This window comes from Gracilibacillus orientalis (genome assembly GCF_900114645.1).
In the GTDB taxonomy this organism is placed as follows: Bacteria; Bacillota; Bacilli; order Bacillales; family Amphibacillaceae; genus Gracilibacillus; species Gracilibacillus orientalis.
Genome location: NZ_FOTR01000004.1, coordinates 253,432 through 278,322, shown reverse-complemented (window position 1 = coordinate 278,322; position 24,891 = coordinate 253,432). Strand labels below are relative to the sequence as shown.

The 24,891-nt window shown below is 34.4% G+C and carries 29 protein-coding genes; 4 read left to right on the top strand and 25 right to left on the bottom strand.

The window, feature by feature from the left end; translation table 11 throughout:
* Positions 1–8: 8 nt before the first annotated feature.
* From hepT to prsW, 20 genes are all read right to left on the bottom strand, one after another.
* Positions 9–980, bottom strand: a complete 972-nt coding sequence (hepT, locus tag BM121_RS09760; RefSeq protein WP_091483448.1) for a heptaprenyl diphosphate synthase component II — start codon at positions 978–980, stop codon at positions 9–11.
* Positions 981–992: 12 nt separating this feature from the next.
* Positions 993–1,709: a demethylmenaquinone methyltransferase gene (locus BM121_RS09755; RefSeq protein ID WP_091483447.1), complete on the bottom strand. Its 717-nt coding sequence runs from the start codon at positions 1,707–1,709 to the stop codon at positions 993–995.
* Complete coding sequence (locus tag BM121_RS09750; protein ID WP_091483446.1) at positions 1,706–2,488, bottom strand: heptaprenyl diphosphate synthase component 1; 783 nt, start codon at positions 2,486–2,488, stop codon at positions 1,706–1,708. The genes BM121_RS09755 and BM121_RS09750 overlap by 4 nt, the downstream gene beginning before the upstream one ends.
* A gap of 181 nt (positions 2,489–2,669) precedes the next feature.
* Positions 2,670–2,942, bottom strand: a complete 273-nt coding sequence (locus BM121_RS09745; protein ID WP_035721086.1) for an HU family DNA-binding protein — start codon at positions 2,940–2,942, stop codon at positions 2,670–2,672.
* Between the two features lie 353 nt (positions 2,943–3,295).
* On the bottom strand, positions 3,296–4,774 hold the full coding sequence (gene spoIVA / locus BM121_RS09740) for a stage IV sporulation protein A (RefSeq protein WP_091483445.1): 1,479 nt from the start codon (positions 4,772–4,774) through the stop codon (positions 3,296–3,298).
* A 491-nt stretch (positions 4,775–5,265) separates the two neighbouring features.
* On the bottom strand, positions 5,266–5,994 hold the full coding sequence (locus BM121_RS09735) for a hypothetical protein (protein ID WP_091483444.1): 729 nt from the start codon (positions 5,992–5,994) through the stop codon (positions 5,266–5,268).
* Between the two features lie 22 nt (positions 5,995–6,016).
* Positions 6,017–6,217 carry a DUF2768 domain-containing protein gene (locus BM121_RS09730; protein ID WP_091483443.1) on the bottom strand — a complete coding sequence of 67 codons (201 nt, stop codon included), beginning with the start codon at positions 6,215–6,217 and terminating at the stop codon, positions 6,017–6,019.
* A gap of 255 nt (positions 6,218–6,472) precedes the next feature.
* The gene (locus BM121_RS09725) at positions 6,473–6,733 is read right to left on the bottom strand and encodes a stage VI sporulation protein F (protein ID WP_091483442.1); all 261 of its coding nucleotides are present in this window, start codon (positions 6,731–6,733) and stop codon (positions 6,473–6,475) included.
* Positions 6,734–6,791: 58 nt separating this feature from the next.
* Complete coding sequence (locus BM121_RS09720) at positions 6,792–7,832, bottom strand: NAD(P)H-dependent glycerol-3-phosphate dehydrogenase (RefSeq protein WP_091483441.1); 1,041 nt, start codon at positions 7,830–7,832, stop codon at positions 6,792–6,794.
* Positions 7,833–7,843: 11 nt separating this feature from the next.
* Positions 7,844–9,154 carry a ribosome biogenesis GTPase Der gene (gene der / locus BM121_RS09715; protein ID WP_091483440.1) on the bottom strand — a complete coding sequence of 437 codons (1,311 nt, stop codon included), beginning with the start codon at positions 9,152–9,154 and terminating at the stop codon, positions 7,844–7,846.
* 131 nt (positions 9,155–9,285) lie between these two features.
* Complete coding sequence (locus tag BM121_RS09710; RefSeq protein ID WP_091483439.1) at positions 9,286–9,471, bottom strand: capping complex subunit for YIEGIA; 186 nt, start codon at positions 9,469–9,471, stop codon at positions 9,286–9,288.
* 5 nt (positions 9,472–9,476) lie between these two features.
* Positions 9,477–10,361 carry a YIEGIA family protein gene (locus BM121_RS09705; protein WP_091483438.1) on the bottom strand — a complete coding sequence of 295 codons (885 nt, stop codon included), beginning with the start codon at positions 10,359–10,361 and terminating at the stop codon, positions 9,477–9,479.
* Positions 10,358–10,957, bottom strand: a complete 600-nt coding sequence (locus BM121_RS09700; RefSeq protein ID WP_091483437.1) for a YphA family membrane protein — start codon at positions 10,955–10,957, stop codon at positions 10,358–10,360. The genes BM121_RS09705 and BM121_RS09700 overlap by 4 nt, the downstream gene beginning before the upstream one ends.
* Before the next feature lie 110 nt (positions 10,958–11,067).
* Positions 11,068–12,213, bottom strand: coding sequence for a 30S ribosomal protein S1 (rpsA, locus tag BM121_RS09695; protein WP_091483436.1), 1,146 nt, complete (start codon positions 12,211–12,213; stop codon positions 11,068–11,070).
* A 98-nt stretch (positions 12,214–12,311) separates the two neighbouring features.
* Positions 12,312–12,890, bottom strand: coding sequence for a lysophospholipid acyltransferase family protein (locus BM121_RS09690; protein ID WP_091483435.1), 579 nt, complete (start codon positions 12,888–12,890; stop codon positions 12,312–12,314).
* Positions 12,891–12,894: 4 nt separating this feature from the next.
* Positions 12,895–13,566: a (d)CMP kinase gene (cmk, locus tag BM121_RS09685; protein ID WP_091483576.1), complete on the bottom strand. Its 672-nt coding sequence runs from the start codon at positions 13,564–13,566 to the stop codon at positions 12,895–12,897.
* Between the two features lie 20 nt (positions 13,567–13,586).
* Positions 13,587–14,234, bottom strand: coding sequence for a flagellar brake protein (locus BM121_RS09680; protein WP_091483434.1), 648 nt, complete (start codon positions 14,232–14,234; stop codon positions 13,587–13,589).
* A 246-nt stretch (positions 14,235–14,480) separates the two neighbouring features.
* Entirely contained in the window at positions 14,481–15,815 is a 1,335-nt protein-coding gene (gene ypeB / locus BM121_RS09675; RefSeq protein WP_091483433.1) for a germination protein YpeB, read from the bottom strand.
* Between the two features lie 18 nt (positions 15,816–15,833).
* Complete coding sequence (gene sleB, locus BM121_RS09670) at positions 15,834–16,730, bottom strand: spore cortex-lytic enzyme (RefSeq protein ID WP_091483432.1); 897 nt, start codon at positions 16,728–16,730, stop codon at positions 15,834–15,836.
* A gap of 233 nt (positions 16,731–16,963) precedes the next feature.
* Entirely contained in the window at positions 16,964–17,620 is a 657-nt protein-coding gene (gene prsW, locus BM121_RS09665) for a glutamic-type intramembrane protease PrsW (protein WP_091483431.1), read from the bottom strand.
* 102 nt (positions 17,621–17,722) lie between these two features.
* Here prsW and BM121_RS09660 point away from each other — a divergent pair, with 102 nt between their 5' ends.
* A complete protein-coding gene (locus BM121_RS09660) occupies positions 17,723–18,685 on the top strand; it encodes an asparaginase (RefSeq protein WP_091483430.1) in 963 nt (320 codons plus the stop codon).
* Between the two features lie 47 nt (positions 18,686–18,732).
* Here the strand turns inward: BM121_RS09660 and BM121_RS09655 are convergent, their stop codons facing one another.
* Positions 18,733–19,716, bottom strand: coding sequence for a YpdA family putative bacillithiol disulfide reductase (locus BM121_RS09655; protein WP_091483429.1), 984 nt, complete (start codon positions 19,714–19,716; stop codon positions 18,733–18,735).
* Positions 19,717–20,148: 432 nt separating this feature from the next.
* Between BM121_RS09655 and BM121_RS09650 the strand changes: the two genes are divergently transcribed.
* From BM121_RS09650 to BM121_RS09640, 3 genes are read left to right on the top strand one after another with little or no spacing between them, the layout of a single operon-like run.
* The gene (locus tag BM121_RS09650) at positions 20,149–20,373 is read left to right on the top strand and encodes a spore coat associated protein CotJA (RefSeq protein WP_091483428.1); all 225 of its coding nucleotides are present in this window, start codon (positions 20,149–20,151) and stop codon (positions 20,371–20,373) included.
* Entirely contained in the window at positions 20,370–20,639 is a 270-nt protein-coding gene (locus tag BM121_RS09645; protein WP_091483427.1) for a spore coat protein CotJB, read from the top strand. The genes BM121_RS09650 and BM121_RS09645 overlap by 4 nt, the downstream gene beginning before the upstream one ends.
* 19 nt (positions 20,640–20,658) lie before the next feature.
* Positions 20,659–21,228 (top strand): manganese catalase family protein, encoded by a 570-nt coding sequence (locus BM121_RS09640; RefSeq protein ID WP_091483426.1) that lies wholly within the window; start codon positions 20,659–20,661, stop codon positions 21,226–21,228.
* A gap of 115 nt (positions 21,229–21,343) precedes the next feature.
* Here BM121_RS09640 and BM121_RS09635 read toward each other — a convergent pair whose 3' ends face one another.
* Genes BM121_RS09635 through BM121_RS09620 form a run of 4 tightly spaced genes read right to left on the bottom strand, consistent with a single transcriptional unit; the run spans position 21,344 to position 24,853 of the window.
* The gene (locus tag BM121_RS09635; protein ID WP_091483425.1) at positions 21,344–21,688 is read right to left on the bottom strand and encodes a hypothetical protein; all 345 of its coding nucleotides are present in this window, start codon (positions 21,686–21,688) and stop codon (positions 21,344–21,346) included.
* The gene (locus BM121_RS09630; RefSeq protein WP_091483424.1) at positions 21,678–22,265 is read right to left on the bottom strand and encodes a CPBP family intramembrane glutamic endopeptidase; all 588 of its coding nucleotides are present in this window, start codon (positions 22,263–22,265) and stop codon (positions 21,678–21,680) included. The genes BM121_RS09635 and BM121_RS09630 overlap by 11 nt, the downstream gene beginning before the upstream one ends.
* A gap of 1 nt (position 22,266) precedes the next feature.
* Positions 22,267–23,787, bottom strand: coding sequence for a RecQ family ATP-dependent DNA helicase (locus BM121_RS09625; protein ID WP_091483423.1), 1,521 nt, complete (start codon positions 23,785–23,787; stop codon positions 22,267–22,269).
* Positions 23,780–24,853: a YpbB family protein gene (locus tag BM121_RS09620; protein WP_091483422.1), complete on the bottom strand. Its 1,074-nt coding sequence runs from the start codon at positions 24,851–24,853 to the stop codon at positions 23,780–23,782. Before BM121_RS09620 ends, BM121_RS09625 begins: the two co-directional genes overlap by 8 nt.
* Positions 24,854–24,891: the final 38 nt, after the last annotated feature.

Here is a 24,891-nt window from a genome sequence, read left to right as displayed (position 1 = left end):
TCACCTCATTATATTTTTCTGTTTCCTATGTAATTAGCAATATTAGCTAGTGCTTCCTTTGCTTGAATGTCCGGCAATAAACTAAGCGAATCGTATGCTTTCTGAAGGTATTGGTCACTGACTTCCCTAGCTTTTGTAATGGCATCCGATTTTGATATTTTTGAGATAATAGGTCTTAATAGATTGGGACTTACATTACTACTATCTGCAAAGGCGTTCTTCAACTCTTGTCGAATAGTCCGATTTTCCATGGCATATAATACGGGTAATGTAATATTTCCTTGAATCAAGTCACTTCCAGCTGGTTTTCCCAATTCTTTTTCAGAAGCAGTAAAATCTAATATATCGTCGATGATTTGATAGGACATTCCCATAAAGTAACCATAACGATATAAAGCTTTTTCTGTCTCCCTATCAGTATTTGCTACAATAGCCCCCAACTGACAACTGGAAGATATTAATAACGCTGTCTTTCTTTTTATCCTTCGTAAATAGACTCTTAAGTTTTGATCTAGATTATATTTATCTTTAATTTGCTCAATTTCGCCAATTGTTAATTCCATCATCGTCTTAGCAAGTATTTGATGGGCTCGGGGTTGGTCAATATCGGTGAATTGTTGTAATGCTTTAGCAAACATAAAATCACCTGTGAGCATAGCTACCTGGTTATCCCAATTTGCTTTTACGGTTGGTTTACCCCGCCTTATATCAGAGTCATCTATGACATCATCATGTACAAGGGATGCCATATGAATTAACTCTAATGAACTAGCGACATTTTTGATTCTATTTATGTTATAATCACCAAATTTAGATGCCAACAATACAAAAATCGGTCGCAGTCTCTTGCCTCCAGCTTTTAATAATTGGGTAGACGCTTCGTGCAAGACGGGTTGGTCAGCATACACCGTTTCTTCCAATGCATCTTCAATTAATGATAAATCTTTTTTTAAAAAAGAATATGTTTTTGCAAGCTTCATTTGACTTCACCTTTATTTCTCCACTTGTTTTTCACCAAGATGCATGGCTGCTACTCCACCTGTATAGCTTTTATATTGGACATTTACAAGTCCAGCATCTACAAATAAACTCTTTAATGCCTCTTTACCAGGAAAGTCTTTCGCAGACTCGTGCAACCACACATATTCTTGATAACTCTTAGCGAAAACTTTACCGAATAAAGGCATGATATTTTTGAAATAAAAATAGTATAATTTCCGAAAGACCTTTCCGCTTGGTTGCGAAGTTTCAAGACATACAACCATGCCGCCTGGTTTAACAACACGATGCATTTCCTTTAATGTTTGCAAATAATCCGGCACATTTCGCAAACCAAATCCAATCGTTACATAATCAAAATAATTATCTTCGAACGGTAACTCCATTGCATTACCGTGAATAAATTGTACATTGTTCAATGCTTGTTCAGCTTGTCTTTCTCTTGCCACAGATAGCATGTTTTGACTGAAGTCCAAGCCAATTACTTCTCCATTCGCTCCTACAGCTTCAGATAAAGAAAAACTCCAATCTCCCGTCCCACAACATACATCTAAGGCTTTAGAACCTAGTTGTACTTTCATTCTTTTCATTACATCATTTCGCCATTTTTTATGTTTTTGAAATGAAATGATCGAATTCATAAAATCATAATTATTATAGATTTTTTCAAATACTTGATGTACTTTTTCTTCTTTTGACTGCTTTGTCATTGTGATAATCCTTCTTCCAACACCATATTCCATTTTTTCTGTAACGCATAATAATTAAATAAATCTAAATTTTTGGGAATTACTAAGTTCTTCTTGTTATCAGCTATTATTTCGGCTAAATCTTGATTGATTTTTATTAAATGCTGTCGCAATTTTTTCTCCAGCTGTTCGTTATTTTGTATGCTTTGCACATTTTCCATTACTAATTTGTGGAAAAAAGTACCTTTACCGTTGCTTAACTGTATTAATTCATATTCAAGACGTTTGGCCAAGAGCCATGTAGTTATATACGGTATCTGATCTGATTTATTAACAAAAAAAGCTACTTTCTCTATAAGTTTACTTTCAATTTCTTTATAGTCGATAAGGAAGCTATCCAAATCTTTAAAGTCGGAATAATAAAAAGCCATTTTAGCTTGTGTCATTTCATTAATTCCATCTGCAAGCAAACGAATGAAGGTTAAGTTGTTATGGTTTGCTAATAAATGATAATAGATACCTGAATAGTAATCTCCTGCCAACACAGTAAGTTGCTGTTTCCTGATATTTTCTTCTTCAAAATTAATGCTGACTTTATCATGTGTATTAAGAGCGATTTGAACTAACATAGTTGTCTGAACTAATTCTTCATAGTTTGGTTTATCCTGTACTAATTCATGAAGAGTAATCATTTTATGTATTTCTAGCTCTGGTTCATCTAAATATTTATTCAGGAAACTTTGTTTTATGGTTTGCGTTATTAAATTTGTATAATAATTAATCGTGTCTATGTATTTCATCAAATTCACCGCAATTCTTCAAAATCCAATTCTATATTAACATAGTATAGCATAAGTTTACATCTTACAGGATAGATAAAACTTTGTTTTGCGAAGGAAAAATTTCAGAGGAGAAATTAGAATAGGTGATATGAAAAAAGGGTGCAATCTGCACCCTTTTTTGCCCATATGTAATACCATATTATTTTACGATATCTTTAAGGGCTTTACCTGGTTTAAAAGCAGGTACTTTGCTTGCTGGAATTTCGATTTCATCCCCAGTTTGCGGATTACGCCCTTTACGTGCAGCACGCTCGCGTACCTCAAAATTACCAAAACCAATTAATTGTACTTTTTCACCATCTTTAAGTGAATCCATGATAGATTCAAAAACTGCATCTACAGCTTTTGTTGCATCTTTCTTAGAAAGTTCACTTTTTTCTGCAACTGCATTAATTAGATCTGTCTTGTTCATGATATTCACCTCCTCCCAATAATAGCTATACGTTTCTTTCAAAGAAATACTGATAGCCAATTGTCATCCATCAAATGATGACAAAGCTTATAATAACTGAGAATGAAAGATAATTCAACAATTATTCGCATTTCATGGAGAAAAAAATATTATTTTCTCCAATTACTGCTAAGTTATCATGAATGTTATCATATGTTTTTTATGGATGCAAGTGTTTTCAAACGTTGATATCATAATATTTTAAGTGATTAGGACATAAGTTTTATTGATATTACCTATTATTGCCAAAAAATATGAATTTATGCAAAATAAAAAAGCGTAATGTTGATACATTAACGCTTTTTCAATCTTTTTTATAAAATTATTGCGATCAAGCCACCTGAACCTTCGTTGATAATTCGCTCTAAAGTTTCTTTTAATTTAAATCTAGCGTTTTCAGGCATAAGTGATAGCTTTGCTTGAATCCCTTCCCTAACGATAGAACTTAATGATCTTCCAAAAATGTCAGATTGCCAAATGGATAGAGGATCCTCCTCAAAATCTTGCATTAAGTATCTGACTAATTCTTCACTTTGTTTTTCTGTACCAATAATCGGTGCAAATTCAGATGCCACATCTACTTTTATCATGTGGATAGATGGGGCAACAGCTTTCAATCGGACTCCAAACCTTGAGCCTTGTCTGATAATTTCTGGCTCTTCCAAGGCCATGTCAGTTAAAGCGGGAGATGCCACACCATAACCAGTTTGTTTTACCATTTTTAACGCCTCGGCAATTTGGTCATATTCTTTTTTAGCACTTGTAAACTCTTGCATCAATTGAAGTAAATGATCTTTACCTCTAATTTCTTCGCCTACGATTTCTTTTAATACTTGATCATATAATTCATCTGGAGCGTGAAGGTCGATATCTGCAATACCCTCTCCCATTTCAATTCCTGCCAGCGATGCTTGTTGAATATGATCAAATTGATCAAATTGACCTATAACATGATCCACATCTCTTAATCTTCTTATATCTTTAACCGTCTCTTCGATGGCAATTTGGTAATTTTGTCTTAACCAATGCGACTCATCTAAAACTAACACCCAACTTGGTAGGTTAACATTAACTTCGAGCACCGGAAACTCATATAGTACTTCTCTTAGCACATTATTAATATCATGCTCAGTCATACTTTCCACACTCATCGACAGAACTGGAATATCATATTTTTCTGATAGATCTTGCCTTAACAATTCCGTTTCTTGATTGTAAGGTTGTACGGAATTAATAATCATAATAAACGGTTTACCAACTTCTTTTAATTCATCTACAATACGTGATTCTGCGTCTTCGTAGTCGCCTCTAGGTATTTCTCCGATACTTCCATCTGTTGTAACTACAAGACCCATTGTAGAATGTTCTTGAATAACCTTCCTTGTTCCAATTTCGGCTGCATCATGAAAAGGTATAGGTTCTTCATACCAAGGTGTATGAATCATACGTGGTCCATTTTCATCTTCAAAGCCTTGTGCACCATTAACGGTATATCCGACACAATCAACTAATCGGACATTTACATCTAAACCTTCTTCAACTGTTAACGATACAGCCTGATTAGGAACAAATTTGGGCTCAGTTGTCATAATTGTTTTTCCTGCTGCACTTTGTGGTAATTCATCCTGTGCTCTCATTCGATCACTTTCATTCGCCATGTTTGGTAAGACAGTCTTTTCCATAAATTTTTTAATAAATGTTGACTTACCGGTCCGAACTGCTCCAACCACACCTAAATAAATATCACCATTCGTCCGTTTTGAAATATCCTTGAAGATATCTACCCTTTCCAAATGATCCCCTCCCGATCTATTCGACCTCATCATTACTTCGAATCTTTGACAATTCTATTCTATGATGTTGTCCTATTAATTTATGCTAAATATTCGCATAATAAATAAACTTTTCTGGTAAACACGCCATATGGATTATCCAGTTCTAACTCCAACATATGATGCGAACAACTTGTTTATTCACAAAAATTAGAAAAGCCTTCAAGGAAATATATTTTTTAGAATTCAGTATTATCAATAGAATGAAATATACTTGCCTTTCAATGGCCTCTTTTCAGCTTGAGTATTATGGTTTAAGAGGAAAGTCATCATGTGGTGGATTCTATCACGGGTATATGCTCCAAAGTTTTCTATACATCTCATTCTTGTCACATAAAAACAAGCAAAAATCGCTCTGGTAATGTGCAGTTTATGTTTTATGCGTATGCGATATTTTTCTCTAAACACAAAAAACTTACCGATATTCGATAAGTTTTTTGTGTGTATATTAGTTACCATCCCTCTTCTATTTTTGGAGCAAAAACTGGCTCATTGTCTGATACAGTATAGGGAATACTGTATGCTGGAACGACTGGATGGTCTTCTATTAGAATAGGTCTAATATCATCGCCATTTGAATAAGAGTGATCTTTTCCCTCTAAAGCTTGGTAAAGCTCGATTCGATAATCAATTAATAGTTCTCCATCACTACTGATATAAACAGGTAATTTGTTATCGGAATAAGGACTGTTTACACTTGGATCTGCATCTAAATTAAGTTCTTCATAGTCTAGTTCGTATACATCTTCTTCTACTTTGTCACCAAATGGTGGGTATGTATGTTCATCCCGATATATCGTTAATCGTTGTTGTATCGTTCTTATTTCATCTGCTAAATGCAAATCAATTACTTTAACAGTTGGTTTCTCTTCCACATCAACTAAAACATATTGATAACTCCCACCATTTTCAAAAGCTGTTCCAGGGATAGATTGAATAAGTCCTTGCTGCTTTAACAAACTAAAATCAATAATATATTTTTGATATAAGGGTGTATCGCTTTCTTTCGTTATAATCGGTAGAATACCATCATTTTGTTCTGCATACAGATCAATAGCATTTTGTACTAACTGTAGTTGTGAATCATTTGAAATTTGATTTTGGCTGAGGTTTTCTGATGGATACATGCAACCGGTCAGCAAAATCGTACTAAAGACAAATACCATAAATTTATGTACCATTATTTTTCAGCTTTCCTCCTTATCAGGCATCGGATGGCCCACCAATAACCACTAAAGTGATTATAATACCACCTATAATTAAACAGATATAAGCAATAAATGCCACAATACCTGATAGAATTCCTTTCAATTTATACCTGCTAAGTACAATTAAAACCATGGATAAAATAAGTGCACCCATGCCTCCAAACGATATCCACATTTTCATTAATGGATCTGACAACTGACATTCATCCTCTCTTACGATTTCTACAATATTATATACATCGATACATATTATAACATACATTTTTTTAAAAAAGGAAAGCGTGTGGGTGTTTCATTTTAATAGTATATGTAACAAAAAAACCGAAGTAGTAGGGGCAAAATCTACTCCGGTTATGACTAAATAATACCCATCATCACCCTAAAAGTGAATGCTTGTGCGATTTATTGTATGCGAAGCAATAAGACCTTGCATCCTCATGTGCCTATAATGTTAGTTTTTAAACAATTTACTTAATGAATTCATATCTTTAGGCATATTATTGTTCGTAATTGCTTTAACAATTTTATCTTCTTTTTGTTTGGATACAGGTTTATCAGAAAGCTGGGCTAATTGTTTTACTAATTTTCTTACTGTCTTTTCATCTGAAAAGTCAGCGTTTTGTACTGCTTGTGCTACTTTCATAATTTGATCAGGTTGGATATTTGAATTATTTTGAATCTGATCAAACATATTTTGTTTAAAATCACTCAAATTAACTCCTCCTAACTACTATAGTCATTCTTATAATATGCACGGAGGAGTTAAACAGTTAATCCGTATTCCTATTTAGAAGTATCGATGCAATATCATCCACTTCATTTGTCCGGTCTCTGGTCATGAGATCATCGACTACCTCTTTTGGTGATCTGATTTCATAAATCACATCATAAATTCCAGTTGTTATCGGCATTTCTATATTCTCTTTTTTTGCTAATTGGTAAACTGCTTCTGTTGTACGAATCCCTTCCACTATCATGCCCATTTCACTTAATATATCATGTAACTGTAGTCCTTTACCTAACATGTTACCCGCTCGCCAATTACGACTGTGAGCACTGGTACAGGTAACGATAAGATCACCAACACCAGATAAACCAATAAACGTCAATGGATTCGCTCCTTTGATCGTCGCGAATCGGGAAATTTCAGCTAATCCTCTGGTAATAAGTGCTGCTTTTGCATTGTCACCATAACCTAATCCATCAGATATCCCGGCACCTAAAGCAATAATATTTTTTAGTGCGCCACCTAATTCAACCCCAATGATATCTTTACTTGTATAAACTCGAAAATACTGATTGATAAATAGATCCTGAGTAAAAGCAACCAATTCACCATTTTCTGAAGCTGCTGTCACAGTAGTTGGATGTTTCACACTTACCTCTTCAGCATGACTAGGTCCCGACAATGCAACAACATCATCATAGATACTTGAGGATAACTCCGCTTTTATCATTTCCGAAATACGATAATGACTCTCGGGTTCAATTCCCTTGCTACCGTGAATGATGACTACTTTATCATCTAAAACATCATTCAATTTTTGACAAATTTCTCTTATTGCTTTGGTTGGCACAACTAATACAATAGCTTCCACTTGCTCTATAGCCTGACTGAGATCATCATAAATTGCTAATGATTCTGGAAGTGAAATATCTGGTAAATATTTTTGATTTTTTTTCTCCAGTTCCATCGCTTTTTTTTGATTTGGGTTATGTGTCCAGAGCCTTACATCATGATGGTTATCACATAAAACCATTGCAAGTGCTGTACCCCAACTACCTGCTCCTAGAACAGCTACTTTTGACATTTCATTCACCCCTAACTTCGCTTACGAGCATAAATTTTTATCGGAGTACCTTCAAAGCCAAATGCTTCACGTATTTGATTTTCAAGGAATCGTTGATAAGAAAAGTGCATTAGGTCCGGATCATTGACAAAAACAACAAATGTAGGTGGTTTAACTGCCACTTGTGTAGCATATAATACTTTCAGTTTCTTACCATGCTTTGATGGTGCAGGATTGATTGCCAACGCATCCATAATCACGTCATTCAGTACATTCGTTTCGACCCGCTTCGTATGATTTTCACTTGCTTGAACGACTTTCGGTAAAAGTGTGTGTACTCTTTTTTTCGTCTCCGCTGATAAATATACAATTGGTGCGTAATCTAAGAATTGAAAGTGAGCTCTCACATTGTCCTCAAATTCTTTAATTGCTTTATCATGCTGTTTAATGGTATCCCACTTATTAACTACAATAACTACTGCTCTTCCTGCTTCATGAGCATATCCTGCTATTTTTTTATCTTGTTCAATAATACCTGTTTCGGCATCAATTAATGTTAAGACAACATCCGATCGTTCAATTGCTTTTAACGCCCTTAATATACTGTATTTTTCGGTAGTTTCATAGATTTTCCCTCGTTTTCTCATACCAGCTGTATCAATAATGACAAAATCACGGTCGTCTTTACTGAAGCTGGTATCAATCGCATCACGCGTTGTCCCTGCAATATCGCTGACAATGACACGATCTTCATTTACAATTGTATTAACTAAAGAGGATTTTCCGACATTCGGTCGACCAATTACACTAAAATGAATAACATCTTCGTCTACTGGCACATTTTCTCTTTCAGGAAATTGGTTAACAACACTGTCCAATAAATCTCCTAATCCTAGTCCATGCGTTCCTGAAATAGGATGAGGTTCACCAAATCCTAATGCATAAAATTCGTAAATCTGTTCACGCATTTCCGGGTTATCGACTTTGTTTATTGCTAAAACGATAGGTTTATTCGATTTATACAAAATCTTAGCAACCTCTTCATCAGCCGCTGTAATCCCTTCTCTTCCATTTGCGAGGAATATTATAACGTCTGCCTCTCTAATAGCAACTTCTGCTTGTTCACGCATTTGAATTAATAACGGTTCATCACCAATTTCGATCCCGCCAGTATCTATTAAACGAAAAGTGGTGTTTAACCACTCTGCTTTTGCGTAAATACGATCTCGTGTGACTCCAGGAATATCTTCCACAATTGATATTCTTTCCCCAACTAAACGATTGAAAATAGTTGATTTTCCTACATTTGGCCTTCCAACTATTGCTACAACTGAACTTCTCATGAAGGCACTTCCTTCCTAAAATTGATTTTCTACTATGTTCCTCTACGTTTCACTTTACTAAATTACCACATTTAAGATAAATAAAACAAGTTAATTTGTATTTGTTTACATAATAAAATTATCATTCACTTCTAATGTTTCACAATAATATATAATTCATCACTAAGTGCATGACCAATCCCATCTAATATTGCTTCTAAGTTTGCAGCAACCTTGTCCATTTCTTCTTTACTGTCACAGATAAAAATTGAAGCACCGGCTGTTACCTTATTAGCATTTGTAGTGATCGTAGCTAAAATGGCTTTTTCTAATACCATCAATCTCACTCCTTACTTTGTGCTTTAGATTCTGAAGGCATTCTAATGGCATTTTCTAACACTGGCACTGATTGGAGTACTTTCACAGCTTTGTTTAAATCCTTATCTTGGGGTAATATAAATACACCGATGCGACCGTCATCTAAATCACGTTTGATTAGCGGAACCAGAGCAGGAGTTCCAGAATCTCTAAAAACTCCTAATGAAATGGAGATATCATGTAAAATTGCCTGACGTTGACCTAAATTAGCAATCGTAGAACGTACATCAAAATTTTTGGGTGTTAATATAAATCCCATTCCATACTTTAAAATTTCTTCTTGTCTTTCTGGTATACCAATATTCATAATATAAATGTTATCAACGTACAAGCCAGCTCCATCAAATGAGACAGAAGCCTGTTCAATATCCACAATATTTCCGAGTGTTGATCCACTCATATACTTCCGAATGATAATATAACAGAAGAAGGCGACAATACAAGCTGCGTAAATGTTCCACGCTAAATAAGTCATTGTTCCCAATAATGAAGTAAAAATCACTAAATAATTTCTACTTTCAAAAGCAACCGCTATACCCTCTATATATGTGTTACCTCTTGGGACTAATTCGTAACTGTCCATTTCTGCAAGCGTATTTCTTTCCATATTTCGGACTTCTCTAAATTGGGAAGCAGCAATCGTTAAAAATGTCACAGCAGTAAATTCCTTTTCCATTATTGCTGGTACGGCAACTGCACCAAGACTTGCCGCGATAAAGCCTAGTGCCAAGTGAATAATTTTCCCATGCAAATAAGTTGGGTATTGTCGGTAGTCCGTTTTTAACATAAGAAACCGAGCAATAGTACCTATTGTAATTCCAAATAACATGGGATATGTATATTCATTCACGAATTCCACCTCTTTTTAAATTCCACTATTCTTACAACGTTTTCTACTTTTGCAATTAAAAACTCCCAGCTGTGTTGGATAGTTACGAGCAACAGGATAGAAAATAAGATACTGAAAAAATATATTTCATTAATAGTATATTGCAAGTAATAGCTTCGGCATATAATACTGTATAAAAACTGACCAAAGCTAATGCCTGCAACTAACATGGTTATTTGTTGATGTATGTTTCTCGATGCAATTTGTAGCAATAGAAATCCACTTATAACTGCAATGGTAATAAACGAAAAATCATTCAGAATAGGGCTTGTGATCCGCCAAATAAAGTAAATGGCATACAAATAACTCATAAAAAGTAAGGAAAGATACTTTTTAACTGACATTTTGCTTTGGATAGTAACAACAACACTAAACATTAATAGAAACAGGAAAGCTACATTCATAGGCAAATCAATTATAATGATTTCGTAAGGTAGTAATATTAAAAATAACAGTAATACAATCGAATAGGTATTTCTCTTTCCTTGTTTTGACATAAAAAAAGTAACAAAACACCACAATACCCAGCATAAATAGATCGTTAAATATTGATACATAGACATCACCTTTAACAGTATGTACCGTTTTCCTGTTTTTTAATCTTTTTTAAAGTACATAGTAGTAAAGAAACAAAAAACATGCTACATTTTGTAGCATGTTTTTTGACTTACTCGTCTTTATACTTATTTAATTTGTCTCCGATCATATCTCCTAATTGGAATCCTGATTGATCGTCGTCACTTTCATACTGTTTCATTTCTTGCTGATTTTTCTCTTCTTCAATTTCTCTGATACTTAGTGAAATACGCTTATCCCTTTCACTCACATCAAGTACTTTGACATCGACAGTCTGATCAACCTCCAGCACTTCACCTGGTGTCCCAATATGCTCTGTAGAAATTTGCGAGATATGAACAAGACCTTCCACACCAGGAAGAACCTCCACAAAGGCACCAAAGTTAACTAAACGTTTTACCGTACCTTCTACTACATCATTAATCGCAATTTTCTCTTCAATATTGTCCCAAGGACCTGGTTGTGTTGCTTTATGCGATAAAGACACTCTTTCATTTTCTTTATCGACAGACAAAACCTTCACTTTAAGCATGTCCCCTTCAGAAACCACATCTGAAGCTTTGTCTACATGAGTATGTGCTAGTTGTGAGATATGTACCAAACCATCTAATCCACCAATATCTACAAATACACCAAAGTCTGTAATACGTTGAACAGTACCTTCGATTTCTTGACCTTCTTCAACTGTATTAAGTAATTCACCTTTTTTCTTTTGTTCTTCTTCTTCAATAACAGCACGATGCGATAAAATAATTCTATTTTGTTCCTTATCTAATTCTACAATTTTTAATGTTAGCGATTTATCTTGATAATCAGCAAAATCCTCTACATAGTGTGTTTCCACTAATGAAGCTGGAATAAAACCTCTGACACCTACGTCTACTACGAGGCCGCCTTTGACAACATCACGGACTGTAGCTTCAATAATTTCATCATTTTCAAACTTTTCTTGCAAGTCTTCCCAAGCTTTTTCCGCAATTACAGCTTTTTTAGATAAGACAATTTCTTCGTCTTCTAATTTTTTCACTTGTAATTCCAGTTGGTCACCTTCACTAACTGCATCACTAGCTGTTTCTATGCGAAGTGCAGAAAGCTCACTAATCGGAACAATCCCTTCCACTTTATATCCGATATCAACAAGTACGTGTTTATCTTCTACTTTAACCACTTTACCTTGTACAATATCTCCTACTGAAAGTTCCTTAATCTCAGAAATTTCTTGATTCATTTCATCCATGACAAAGACCTCCTTCGATTTCCAACACAAAAAACATAAATGTGCTTTTTTCTAACTTCTAACATTTAGCGTGATTTGTCAAGTTATATATATAAAACTTAATGATTTTCTTTAATTTTTTTAATCTCATTCATTATTGTATCTGTTACTTCCTGTGCAGACGATTTATTATCTCTTAATGGCTCTAAATCAACCGGCTTACCATAGATAACCATCAGAGGCTCTTTACTCTTATAACTCCCGACGATAGCACAAGGGATCACTGTTGCTTTAGATTTAAGCGCAAAGAAACCAGCTCCTGCCAGCCCTTTTTTTATCTCTCCATTTTTACTTCTTGTCCCTTCTGGGAAGAGCCCTAGCACATTACCCTCTTTTAATACTTCCAGACCTTTTCTTAACGCGTTACGATCTTTCATCCCGCGTTTTATTGGAAAGGCGTTTACGTTATTTAGAATAAATGCAAAAATTTTATTTTTAAACAATTCTTCTTTTGCCATAAACTGGATAGGTCGTGGGCAAGTAATGCCTACAATCGGTGGATCATAGTTTGAAATATGATTAGAACAAATGATGACAGGACCTTCTGTCGGAATATTTTCAGTACCTAGTGCTTTTACTTTATACTTTGGTTTTAAAACGATCTTCACCACTGTTCTTGCAAAATGATAAAAACTCATGCTTCTAACTCCTCATCTTTGTATTAACTAAAGATAATATGTTTTCTGCAACTTCATCAATCGATAATGAAGTCGTATCAATTTCTGTCGCATCTGCCGCTTTTTTAAGTGGAGACACTTCTCGTTCTGAATCCATTTTATCTCGTTTTTTAATATCACGTTTGATTTGATCTAAGTCTGAAGGAAATCCTTTTTGCAGGTTTTCTGTATGTCTTCTTTCTGCTCGTTCTTCCACACCGGCAACCAAAAAAACTTTAACTTCTGCATCAGGAATGACTTGTGTACCGATATCCCTTCCATCCATTACTACCGCTCGTTTTTCAGCAAGCTTTTGTTGTCTTTTCACCATCTCCTGTCTTACTTCCGGAATCGATGCTATAGCAGAAACGTTCTTTGAAACTTCTTCTGTTCTAATAGCATCTGCTACATTTTCATCATTAATAAACACTTGTTGATTGGCATTAATATCGATACTGATGTCATGGAGATGATTTATAACCTTGTCAGAATTGTTAATGTCAATCTGATTGTTTAACACAGAAAAAGTTAACGATCTATACATTGCACCTGTATCAATATATATATATCCTAATTTTTTTGCGACTATTTTTGCTACAGTGCTTTTTCCTGCAGCTGCCGGGCCATCAATCGCAATGGCTATTTCTTTCTCACTCATCATAATCCTACCCCTTCTATCTATGAAAGACCTTTTCTGCGATCTTCTAATTGTCTAATAAAGCAATACTGTACAATAGATTGTTGATCATATTTATCCATTTCATTAAATTTTATAGATAAAATATTTTTATCTTCTTTTCTCTCTTGTATTCGTATTGCTTCTCCAATGATATGTACATATTCTATTTTTTTATCTAAAGGTAATACTAACATAATATCCAGTATTTCGCCTTGTTTTACCTCAAAGTTTTTATCCACTAAAATAGCCATTCCACCACCACTGATATCATGAGTTACAGTAGTAAAAGAATCAAACTTTTGGTCAATACTTTGCACGGAAACATCCATCAATGCTTCTACTCGCACAAAGTCTCGTCGTTGAATTTTCTCTAAATTATTTACTTCAACAGAAAGAATAAGGGTTGGAATATTTTTCACTTTCGCCTTACCGACGATTTCACTTGGAAAACTATACATTGAATTGTTTTCAATAAAATGAACATGTAAATGTGTTCCGACAGGGAAGATATCGGTGCGATTTGTTTGCTCATCAATTGGGTAATCAATGTATAACTTATCTTTTTTTGTTTCGATTACCCTGCATTTATAGGTGGTCTTCTCTTCTTTTATTTGCTCAAGCTGCAAAAATGTGCCTATTTTAATCAATGTGCATCCTCTTTCTCTGTTAATTTTTTTATAAATGATATAAAGTGAGACCTCTTATCAGTGAGGGCTAGCATCAACCCTCACTTATGGTTAGCGTAAGTTATCGACCCACTTATACTTCTTTATGCTTCTAAGTATGGAAGAGGAAGTCTTATGGACGATTTGTTAGCCATGATAAATGGAGACTAGTTCAATACTTATTATCGCAAAAAAAAGAAAGAAGGAAAAGTCCTTCTTTCTCACTTTTTAATATTTCATCTCTGCTTGTTTCAATTTATCTACTCTCACTTCACTTCCATCAGATGCATTGATGAAAATTTTGTATGTGTCTTGATTTAATGTTCCTAAAAAGACATAGGTTAATACTTCTTCCCCCATATCATCTTCAATAACAGCTAGATGGTGTTCCTGAATTTTTAAGTTAGGATTTACTTTATCTCGTGCTTCTTCTTCTGATAATTCTGCTTCAGATATTTCTCTTTCATGATAATTCTCCAAGTAATCTTTCGCAACAAAACCCAGTACTTCTCCATTATCTAAAGCAACTTTGATTTGGATCGCATCTGGATAAATCCAGACATCTTCATATTGAGGCACAAATTGAAATACACCTACATTGTCATATTGATTGCTTTCAACTAAAGCAAGATCTGTAGTGAAATCCAATTTAGATAAGTAATCTTTACCGTTTTGCATCGCCTCATGTAGACTTTTGTTTGATTCCTTTACTTCTCGATTAATCATTAAAGTTATTGGGTATCCACCATTTTGAGTAACATCGATATATCCACTAGTTTCGTCCTGTTTGTAAGATCCACTGAATAATGGAACATTAGCTCCTTTACCTGTTGGAGCTACCGTTAATTCGGTTTCCTCATCAATACGCAAAAGTGATCGCATTTTTTTCTTCGCTTCTTCTTCTGATATCTTTTTATCTCCAAGTATTGAGAAACCATCTTTTTTGCTTGATGTTCCCATCATACTTGCATTCAACTTTCCTTCTGAATATCCTTCTACCGTTTTTTCTACCGTTTCAAAACCATCTATAATCGTATTATCAGCTTGTTCATCGTTATTCACTAATGCAAGTTGTACATCCATCCATCTCAGATTATCATTTAACACCATACTTTGTACTTTACGTAATTCTTGTTCTATATCTCCTGACGCCTCGTAAAGAGATTCTAAAGCATCCAATTCATCGTCAGAAAGCGGCTCTTTATCTAAATCTCGTACTGCTGTTCGATAACTAAAATCACCCATCAGTTGTAAAAACTCTTCGGTCTTATTAAATGGCAATAATGTTAGTGGTAATTGACCGACATCATTATGGGCCATAGATGTTAACCTCCATATTTCCGCTAATTGCGGGGATAATTGTTCTCTAGTATTCATCGCTAAAGTGGAGCCAATTTTGTCATGTAAAAGATCTAAATTATAGGTTAAATCATGAAAAGATCTTTGATAACTATTTTCAGCTTGAATAAGAATTGCATTTTTTTCTTGATGTTCTTGATATCCCCATACGGAAACTCCAATCACAGCAATACTTAAAAGTGTAATAAGCGTCCAACGAAACATTTTTTCACCTCCGAAAAATTAAATACAGAATATATGTTTTCCTATTCGTTTAATTTGCTGTCGTGACCAAATCCAGTCAGAAGTAGCAGTGTCAGGATTAAAGTAATATAGTGCTTCTCCTGTTGGATCCCACCCATTAATAGCATCTAGCACGGCTCTTTTGGCATTATCATTAGGTGTTAACCAAATCTGACCATCACTAACTGCTGTAAAGGCTCGAGGTTCGAAAATCACCCCTGACACAGTATTTGGGAAAGTGGAACTTTCGACACGATTTAAAATAACAGATGCAACTGCTACTTGACCTTCAAACGGTTCACCTCTTGCTTCACCATAAACAGCATTTGCCATAATTTGTATATCATTTTGTGAAAATCCTTGTGGCATATTGACAGCGGTTGGCTCTAGATCTTCCTCTGTTGCTTCTGATTGATTTTGATCCTGTTGATTGTTACCTTGTTGTTTACTCTGTTGGCCAGCATCACCATCTTGTGAATCTTGTTGATTCGTTGTATTAGGAGATGGTTCTGTTTGTTTTTCTTTGTCCATACCACCATAATGGGTGAATTTTTTACCTTTTTGAATTTGCTCGTGCACATAAGTTTTATCAAATTCACTTGCCTTTTCCAGTTTTTGCTTGACTTCCTGTCCTGCTAAACCATCTATTTCCATACCAAATTCGTATTGAAAATTACGTAACGCCCAGTACGTCCCCCAACCAAAAACTCCATCAATATCGCCATTATAAAAACCTAAATATTGAAGTCTCGCTTGGAGTTCAATAACATCATCACCTGTAGCACCATGTTGCACTACTTGATTTGAAAAACCATGAACCTGATTGTCTTTTCCATCAATAAAGAAAAAAGAACTTATGGTAAAAATGATAAGACAAATCGTTATCTTTTTTTTCATTAAAGCTACCTCCAAATTAATATCTAAGTGACATATTGTTATGGATAGCTTTTAATAAAAATTGAAATTTATTCATTCAAAAACAATACATCCCTTAAAAATTTATAACATTATGTTCAATGAAAGATTGGTCACACACCAAAAATGCTCATAAAAAAATATCCGTTTCATTACATAAATAATGAAACGGATATTTACAAATTACGTATGGCATATAAGACCCAATTAGCTATTTAAATTTGTTGCTGGCTGATTTCATTAGCCACTTTTACTTTTCTAAGACTAAGCAACCATAATATAACCATAAAAGGGATCAGTCCGTATACCCATTGAGTCTGAATAGCTTCGATTATAAAATCATAAGTACCATGTAAAAAAGTAGGTAATAATAATGCTAATAATAGCGAAAATACTGCTTTATTAGCCGAAAATTTTGCTCTTCCCAAATAATAACCCATTATTACACCGAATAATGCATGAGATGATACAGGAAAAATGGCTCTGCTAAATGCAAATTCAATACCATGAGCAAATAAATAAAGGATATTTTCAACAGTTGCAAACCCCAAGCTTATTGAAACTCCATACACAATCCCATCATAAACCGTATTAAATTTCGAATACTTGTATGCGGTAAAAATAAAAATGAACCATTTAAAAAATTCTTCAAATAACCCATAGATTAAATAGGATTGTAAAAAAGGGGTTTGCGCGATACCCTCTTCTTGAAATGCATATTGAATAAACATTATTGGAAATACTAGTAACGCTCCATATATAAACGTACGAAAAATAGCATAAAGTGGCTCTAATTCATATTCATCTTTTAAATAAAAAAACGATAATAATGCAAATGCTGGAGCAATGGAAACTGATATGAGAGCAAACAACTGATTTCACCTACTTTCTATATCCCAATAATTATGTCATAATATCAACAGAATTTGTTTAAATAAAAAACACGTATATAAATAATGAGAGTTGGGTACATAGTGAAGAAAACGTTAATCATTCATACAGGTGGTACAATATCTATGGAAGAGAATCAAGATGGGAGCGTAGTGGAAACAGAAACACATCCCTTATCAAAAATGGAACCATTACATTCTTTTCCCATAGAAGAAGTGAATTTATTTCACCTGCCATCACCACACATCACACCAGAACACATGCTTGAATTATCAACATTTATTCAGAAAGAAATAGCTACAGATCTTTATAATGGGATTGTTGTCACACATGGTACAGATACGTTAGAAGAAACCTCGTATTTTATTGATCTGTGTGTTAAAACAAGTATCCCTATTGTGTTTACAGGTGCGATGAGATCAAGTAATGAAATTGGATCAGATGGATTATATAATCTCTTATGTGCACTTCGTGTAGCATCAAATCCAAAGTCTTGTAATCGTGGTGTGTTAGTTGTCATGAATGATGAAGTGCACACGGCACAATATGTCACCAAAACTTCTACTAGTAATGTGGCAACCTTTCAAAGTCCACAATTTGGCCCTGTCGGTATTGTAACGAAACAAGATGTTTATTTTTATCAAAAAAGGTATCATCATGAAACCATTCATATTCAAGAGATAACGAAAAACGTATTACTTTTGAAAGCATATGCTGGCATGTCAAATGACTTATTAGATTCTATTCAACCTTCACACATCGATGGACTTATTATTGAGGCACTGGGTCAAGGAAATGTCCCTCCTGTAATCGTCCCGGCAATAAAAAACTTTATTAAACATGATGTAACGGTATTATTGGTATCTCGCTGTTATAAAGGCATTGTACAGCCTACTTATCAATACGAAGGTGGTGGACGGACATTACTTGAGGATGGTGTCATCTTTGCTAATCACTTAAATGGTCCGAAAGCGCGCTTAAAACTCATGCTATTATTGGAAAATAACGTGTCTCATCATGATTTAATGAAAGCTTTTAGAGATTAATACATTCACTTTCACCCTCCACCATAATCATGTGGAGGGTATCATTTTTATAATTCCTCTTTACTTTTGATAGAAGAGGCAATTAATCCTCCGTGGAAACGACCATTTTCAATAAATATTCCGTTATTATCAAATCCAGCAGCAATAACACCAGCGATATAAATATCCTTTATATTTGTCTCCATTGTCTTTAAGTCAAGCGTTGGCTTACCTGTTTCTTGATCAATAGTAATTCCAGTCTGTTTAAGAAAACTCTGATTCGGTTGATATCCTGTCATGGCAAATACGTAATCATTGGCGACAGATTTCCTCTTATCATTCACTCGATAAATAACCTCGTCCTTCGTTATTTCCTCAACCGTTGCATTAAATTCCATCTTTACTTTACCATGTTTTACAAGTGAAGCGAATTCCGGTAAAATCCATGGTTTCACACTTGGAGAATACTCACTTCCCCGATAAAGTACTGTTACATTTGCCCCAGCTTTATGTAATTCGATTGTAGCGTCTACTGCAGAGTTTTTACCACCAATTACTGTAACATTTTGTTGATAGTATGGATGTGCTTCTTTGAAATAATGGTGAACTTTATCCAATTCTTCGCCTTTGACACCCATATAATTCGGTTGGCCGTAGTAACCTGTTGCAATAATACAATATTTTGTTTGATACGAATTTGTTTCATTGTTTTGATTTTTAGTTTCTAATTGGAAACCATTATCTGTTTTTACCATTTTTATTACTTCTTCAAAGCTATTAATTCTTAACTTCTTCCGAATTGCCACTGTACGGTAATAAGCCAATGCTTGATTTCTAACAGGTTTATTTTTTTCCGTTACAAACGCAACATCACCTATTTCTAATTTATCACTAGAACTAAAAAATGTTTGATGAGTAGGATATTGATAAATCGAATCAACAATATTCCCTCTTTCAATAATCAAGGGATCTATACCAATATTTTGCAATTCAATTGCGGTAGACATACCACATGGTCCTGCTCCAATCACAATTACTCTTTCTTGCTGCATAAAACGATACACTCCTTCAACACTTCACAAATATATGTATATTCCAAATCCAGCCATTGAAACCTTCAGCTTGAATTTTTAAGCCAATCATATAACCGACCATATATATATTAACATTTTTATTTTCAGAAACATAGCAAACTTGTTTGATTGAACCAGTAAATATTCTCACCGAATCATCATCCATTCTAACCGGAATTCTTCCTTTTTTTAGTATAGCCTGAATGTTCTCCATTTTTTATCAAAAGCTATGTCCCTTCATCATTCTGTCACTTCTCTATTTATCACGGATTAATCGTCCGTAAAACCCCCCTCTCACTTTATAATGTGACGTTACAAATAGATCGCCGTTGATATGTAATAGGACATGACCACAACACCATACAATGAAAAGGAAGGGAAATTTACTTATTTTTGAGAAAGGAGAAACTCATGACTTTTACACTAACCAAATGTTACTCGCCGTTCGTAAGCAAGTTTGATCCATGTAAACCAGTCTTAACGAAGTGTTATTCTACTCCACCTAATTTATATATAGAGTTTCAGCCGAATAATACAGAACAATTTCCGACTGCCAAAGAAGCGCTTTATGCAGGCACATTATGGCCTTGTTTGTATGACCCATATTATTCGAAAAGGGGTGAATCAAGCGGATGACACAGCAAAAACCCTTACCAGACAGTTATTATCAGTTAATGGAACAAATACAAGCGGTAGATTTTGTCTTAGTTGAGTTAACATTATACCTAGATACGCATCCCCATGACTTAGAGGCGATTAAACAATTTAATCAAGCGGCTTATGAGAGCAGACAATTAAAAAATCAATTTGAAGAACAGTTTGGTCCTCTTATGCAATATGGCCAAAGTTATTCTAGCTACCCATGGAATTGGAAAGAAGCTCCATGGCCTTGGCAAGTATAAGAAGGGAGGAATACGAGAGATGTGGTATTACGAGAAGAAATTGCAATATCCTGTTAAAGTGAGCCAATGCAATCCAATGTTAGCTAAATATTTAACCGAACAATATGGTGGCGCGGACGGAGAACTATCTGCTGCTTTACGCTACTTAAATCAACGCTATACCATACCAGACAAAGTTGTTGGTTTATTAAATGATATTGGTACTGAAGAATTTGCTCATTTGGAAATGATTGCTACGATGATTTATAAATTAACAAAGGATGCTACACCAGAGCAATTAGTGGATGCTGGATTAGGGGCTCATTTCGTCAATCATGACCATGCGTTATTCTACCAGAACGCTGCTGGGTCGCCATGGACAGCCACATACATCCAAGCTAAAGGAGATCCGATTGCTGATTTATATGAAGACATTGCAGCAGAAGAAAAAGCTCGGGCAACATATCAATGGATTATTGATATATCTGATGACCCATTTATTAATGATTCATTAAAATTTTTACGAGAGCGAGAAATTGTCCACTCACAACGATTCCATGAAGCTGTCGAATTATTAAAAGAAGAACGTGATCGCAAAAAAGTTTTTTAATAAAGTGAGACTTCCACCAAAGAAGGTTTTACGGACGATTAAGCATTGGGATAAACATAATAAATATCAGTCCCGTCATATGCAAATGTGACGGGACTGATATTATTTTCGCTGATCAATCAATTATAGTTTCAACATCAATTGGATTATCCTCTACAATATGATATGCAAAATTCGTATTCCCGTAATGTAGATCAGAAATGGAAAATAAATTATCCGTTCGTTCTGCTTGATGTTCACCCCAAAGTTTAACTGTTAACAATAAGAGGATGATCACAATTAACAATATTAAAATAAACCGAATAAAAGGAAAAGAAATCTTCCATTTAACCTTCGTTTTGCTATTTTGATGTACTTCATTCCTAGGTGGTAAAGAATCTGTATCATCTTGTGTCGTTTGTTGCTGCTCAACTTGATTTCTTAAAGATGCTGCCTGGTCATCTCTTTGATTAAGATGCATGACGAAACCTCCCCGTCCTAATTAACAAAGCCAATATAACATCCACTAAAAAATGTAGCGTGATTACCACGAACAGATTGCTTGTCCAATGAAACACAAAACCTATCCAAAAACTCAATCCTGTAATCGCAATAAACAGGACCATTTTTGATAAATATCTAATATGAATAACTGCAAAAAGAATACTCGCAATCAGTATACCAAAATTGCTTTGGATCACACCCCTAAATAACAATTCTTCAACAGAAGCAATGGCGAAACATAATAAAATAATTTCAGTATAAGAGCCTTCTTGAAAAATTTTCTGATTTATACCGCCATCATCCCACCATTTTTTCGGAAAGACTTTCATTAATATTACATCCAGTAAAACTATTACAAAAGCAGAAAAAACACCAAAAACGGCCCAATCATAAAAGTCCCAAAAAAAGAATGAAGATATGATTTGCAAATCGTCTAATAAAAAATAAGCTAAAATAACTGCGATCAGCCCAAGAATCGTCTGAGATATCCACACTTGTTTTTTCAATTGTTTGCTTGATAGTAATTTGATAAGTTCTGCTTGACTTTTTTGCATTTTATTCTCCTTGATATAATATCTCTTTCAAACTGATTTGCCAGCTTTGACTAGTATCATTACTTTGTTCAAAAACTGGTTGCCAGTTCTCCCATTGAAAATCACAATAATCACAACACATATTCGTTGGTTCTTGAATATGCTCCTGGAAATGTGTAAACAGCTCTTTTCTTCTGCACCCTTTCGTATGAAGCCATTGTAACATTTCATTTAATTTATTATATTTGTATTGATAGCGTTTTTCTATTGTTTTTTGTAATGCAATAACCGCATCCTGATACGAAATTTTTGTTATATTAAATTGTTCATGTTCTATTATCTTAAGTTTTTCTAATTGATACCGGAAAAATCGCCAATGAGGTTCCATACCATTTACTTTCAAGATAAATTCGTCTTTTACATCTTCATAAGATACATCACTGTTGTAAATCTGTCGTAACATTTGCTTAACAACTACAATGTCAGGTAATTCTGTATCAAGTAAACGTTGCGGAATGATACGATCATACTCATGATAAAGTGTTACACTAACGGATTCCTGGCCATTTCTCCCTGCTCTACCTATTTCCTGTATAAATGATTCGATTTGAGATGGAAAATGATAATGAATCACTAATTGGATATCTTTTTTATTAATGCCCATCCCAAAAGCATTTGTACAACAAATTACATCTAATTGGTGGTTCATAAATTGTTGTTGAATCAACAATCGATCTTGATTATCTAAGCCACCGTGATAATAAGCGATATTTCGGTCAAGTACTTTCGCTTGTAATAATGATGCTACTCTAGCCGCTTCATCTCTACTAGAAAAATAAATTAAAGTAGGAACAGGATAATGCTGGATTATCTCTACAAGTTTATCTTCTTTTTCTTTCACATGATTTACCTGTTCCACTACCAAGGAGATATTAGGCTTATCCATTGGGTAGATGAATTTGTCTACATCAGGTACTTGTAATGCTTGTATAATATCTTGTTGGACATCAGGTGTTGCTGTTGCCGTCAGTGCTAATAACGGTGGTTTATGTAATAATTGATGAGTTTGCTTTATTCTTAGATAGTCTGGTCGAAACTCATGGCCCCATTGAGATATACAATGCGCTTCATCGACTACAAATAAGCTAATCTTAAGGGGTTTAATTCTCGATATAATTCGCTTACTCTGAAGCATTTCCGGTGACAAATATAGTAATTTATAGGAGTCAATTTGTTGTAATAGCATTTCTCTTTCTTGATATGACAGCATGCTATTTAGTGCAGCTACCTTTTTAAATCCGGTGGCCTTTAGCTGTTTAACCTGATCAGTCATTAATGATAGTAAAGGAGATACAACAATTACAGTTCCGGATAACATCATAGCTGGTAACTGATAGCAAAGAGATTTCCCTGTTCCGGTTGGCAGGACTGCAAAGACATTCCGTTTATTTAGAACTGCCTCTATGATATCTTTCTGTCCTGGTCGGAAAGTCGAAAAACCAAAATTGGCTTGTAAATTCTGTTCTAATTGTGATTCAGACATAGTGATTTTCCCCCAAATTCTCTCGCCCGCCTAAGGCTATCACCAGTTTAATTTGAAAATAACTAATTGATTCTGGCAACTCGCTCTTAATATCCTTTAATTTTTTTGATTGCAATTTTGCTAGTGTATCTTTAACCAATAGATACTGTTGTTCTGTCATATATCCTGTCCAATTCAGTGTCTTGTAAATATATGCGAGTTCGACAATGTGATCTTTTATGGTGTTTACTCGTAAGGTGCGGACATTGGCAATTTCGTCAATCGATAGTCCTTGTTGTAAATAATAGAACGTCTGATTTGCCGAATCACTTAATAACATCTGATTTTTATGAACAGGATATAATTGTGGAAGAAATGTTAGACTTTGGTTCGTCTCGATTGCTTTACATATAGCGTGAATAATGTTCATGAAAGAAAAATATACATTGTGACTTGTAATATTATATTTCTTAGCAATCTGATATCTACTAAGTCCTACTTTTTTTACTGAGGTTAAACTATCAACAAAAGCTCCTGCATGAGAGTCTGGGAAAGTCTCTAATATAATGGTTAAATCTTGATAAATAGATTTCAATATTTTTTCGGTACCCAGTTGTTGTTGTTTGTTCCATACTTTTTTAACAAACTGTTGGGTTTCAATATCCTCGATAATCGGTATAAATCGTTGGTTTTTCTGATGTAAATGAGTCAAGGTTTGAATAAATAGTAGCAAATGTTTTGAAAATTGATCTGCCGTTTGATGAAATTCTGCACCGTTCAGGTGAAAAAAATGCTTATGTTCTTCTTTGATCTGATTAAAATAATTATGCCCTTTATCAGTAATATGTACGGTTTGTTGATCAATATTCAACGTAATAAATTGATTATGATTTAATCGTCGGATTTCCTTATTAAATGCTTGTCTCGATAATGGTTTATATACCCCAAAATAGTTGGTTAAACCAAATAAATTACTGTCTTGTATCGTTTGAGTAGATTTCTTCGCCGATAACAAGTGAAATATATTATATACTGTTCGTTCACCATTTATCTTCATGATACTATCTAATAAAATACATTCAAACATGTGAACACCTCAATTTAAGCTATATATATTTTAACAAT

What these genes read in the sequence shown, in the direction of transcription:
- hepT (WP_091483448.1), bottom strand. Translation starts at nt 980, where the DNA reads ATGAAGCTTGCAAAAACATATTCTTTTTTAAAAAAAGATTTATCATTA.
- BM121_RS09755 (WP_091483447.1), bottom strand. Translation starts at nt 1,709, where the DNA reads ATGACAAAGCAGTCAAAAGAAGAAAAAGTACATCAAGTATTTGAAAAA.
- BM121_RS09750 (WP_091483446.1), bottom strand. Translation starts at nt 2,488, where the DNA reads ATGAAATACATAGACACGATTAATTATTATACAAATTTAATAACGCAA.
- BM121_RS09745 (WP_035721086.1), bottom strand. Translation starts at nt 2,942, where the DNA reads ATGAACAAGACAGATCTAATTAATGCAGTTGCAGAAAAAAGTGAACTT.
- BM121_RS09735 (WP_091483444.1), bottom strand. Translation starts at nt 5,994, where the DNA reads ATGGTACATAAATTTATGGTATTTGTCTTTAGTACGATTTTGCTGACC.
- BM121_RS09720 (WP_091483441.1), bottom strand. Translation starts at nt 7,832, where the DNA reads ATGTCAAAAGTAGCTGTTCTAGGAGCAGGTAGTTGGGGTACAGCACTT.
- der (WP_091483440.1), bottom strand. Translation starts at nt 9,154, where the DNA reads ATGAGAAGTTCAGTTGTAGCAATAGTTGGAAGGCCAAATGTAGGAAAA.
- BM121_RS09710 (WP_091483439.1), bottom strand. Translation starts at nt 9,471, where the DNA reads ATGGTATTAGAAAAAGCCATTTTAGCTACGATCACTACAAATGCTAAT.
- BM121_RS09700 (WP_091483437.1), bottom strand. Translation starts at nt 10,957, where the DNA reads ATGTATCAATATTTAACGATCTATTTATGCTGGGTATTGTGGTGTTTT.
- rpsA (WP_091483436.1), bottom strand. Translation starts at nt 12,213, where the DNA reads ATGGATGAAATGAATCAAGAAATTTCTGAGATTAAGGAACTTTCAGTA.
- BM121_RS09690 (WP_091483435.1), bottom strand. Translation starts at nt 12,890, where the DNA reads ATGAGTTTTTATCATTTTGCAAGAACAGTGGTGAAGATCGTTTTAAAA.
- cmk (WP_091483576.1), bottom strand. Translation starts at nt 13,566, where the DNA reads ATGAGTGAGAAAGAAATAGCCATTGCGATTGATGGCCCGGCAGCTGCA.
- ypeB (WP_091483433.1), bottom strand. Translation starts at nt 15,815, where the DNA reads ATGTTTCGTTGGACGCTTATTACACTTTTAAGTATTGCTGTGATTGGA.
- sleB (WP_091483432.1), bottom strand. Translation starts at nt 16,730, where the DNA reads ATGAAAAAAAAGATAACGATTTGTCTTATCATTTTTACCATAAGTTCT.
- BM121_RS09655 (WP_091483429.1), bottom strand. Translation starts at nt 19,716, where the DNA reads ATGCAGCAAGAAAGAGTAATTGTGATTGGAGCAGGACCATGTGGTATG.
- BM121_RS09650 (WP_091483428.1), top strand. Translation starts at nt 20,149, where the DNA reads ATGACTTTTACACTAACCAAATGTTACTCGCCGTTCGTAAGCAAGTTT.
- BM121_RS09645 (WP_091483427.1), top strand. Translation starts at nt 20,370, where the DNA reads ATGACACAGCAAAAACCCTTACCAGACAGTTATTATCAGTTAATGGAA.
- BM121_RS09640 (WP_091483426.1), top strand. Translation starts at nt 20,659, where the DNA reads ATGTGGTATTACGAGAAGAAATTGCAATATCCTGTTAAAGTGAGCCAA.
- BM121_RS09635 (WP_091483425.1), bottom strand. Translation starts at nt 21,688, where the DNA reads ATGCATCTTAATCAAAGAGATGACCAGGCAGCATCTTTAAGAAATCAA.
- BM121_RS09630 (WP_091483424.1), bottom strand. Translation starts at nt 22,265, where the DNA reads ATGCAAAAAAGTCAAGCAGAACTTATCAAATTACTATCAAGCAAACAA.
- BM121_RS09625 (WP_091483423.1), bottom strand. Translation starts at nt 23,787, where the DNA reads ATGTCTGAATCACAATTAGAACAGAATTTACAAGCCAATTTTGGTTTT.
- BM121_RS09620 (WP_091483422.1), bottom strand. Translation starts at nt 24,853, where the DNA reads ATGTTTGAATGTATTTTATTAGATAGTATCATGAAGATAAATGGTGAA.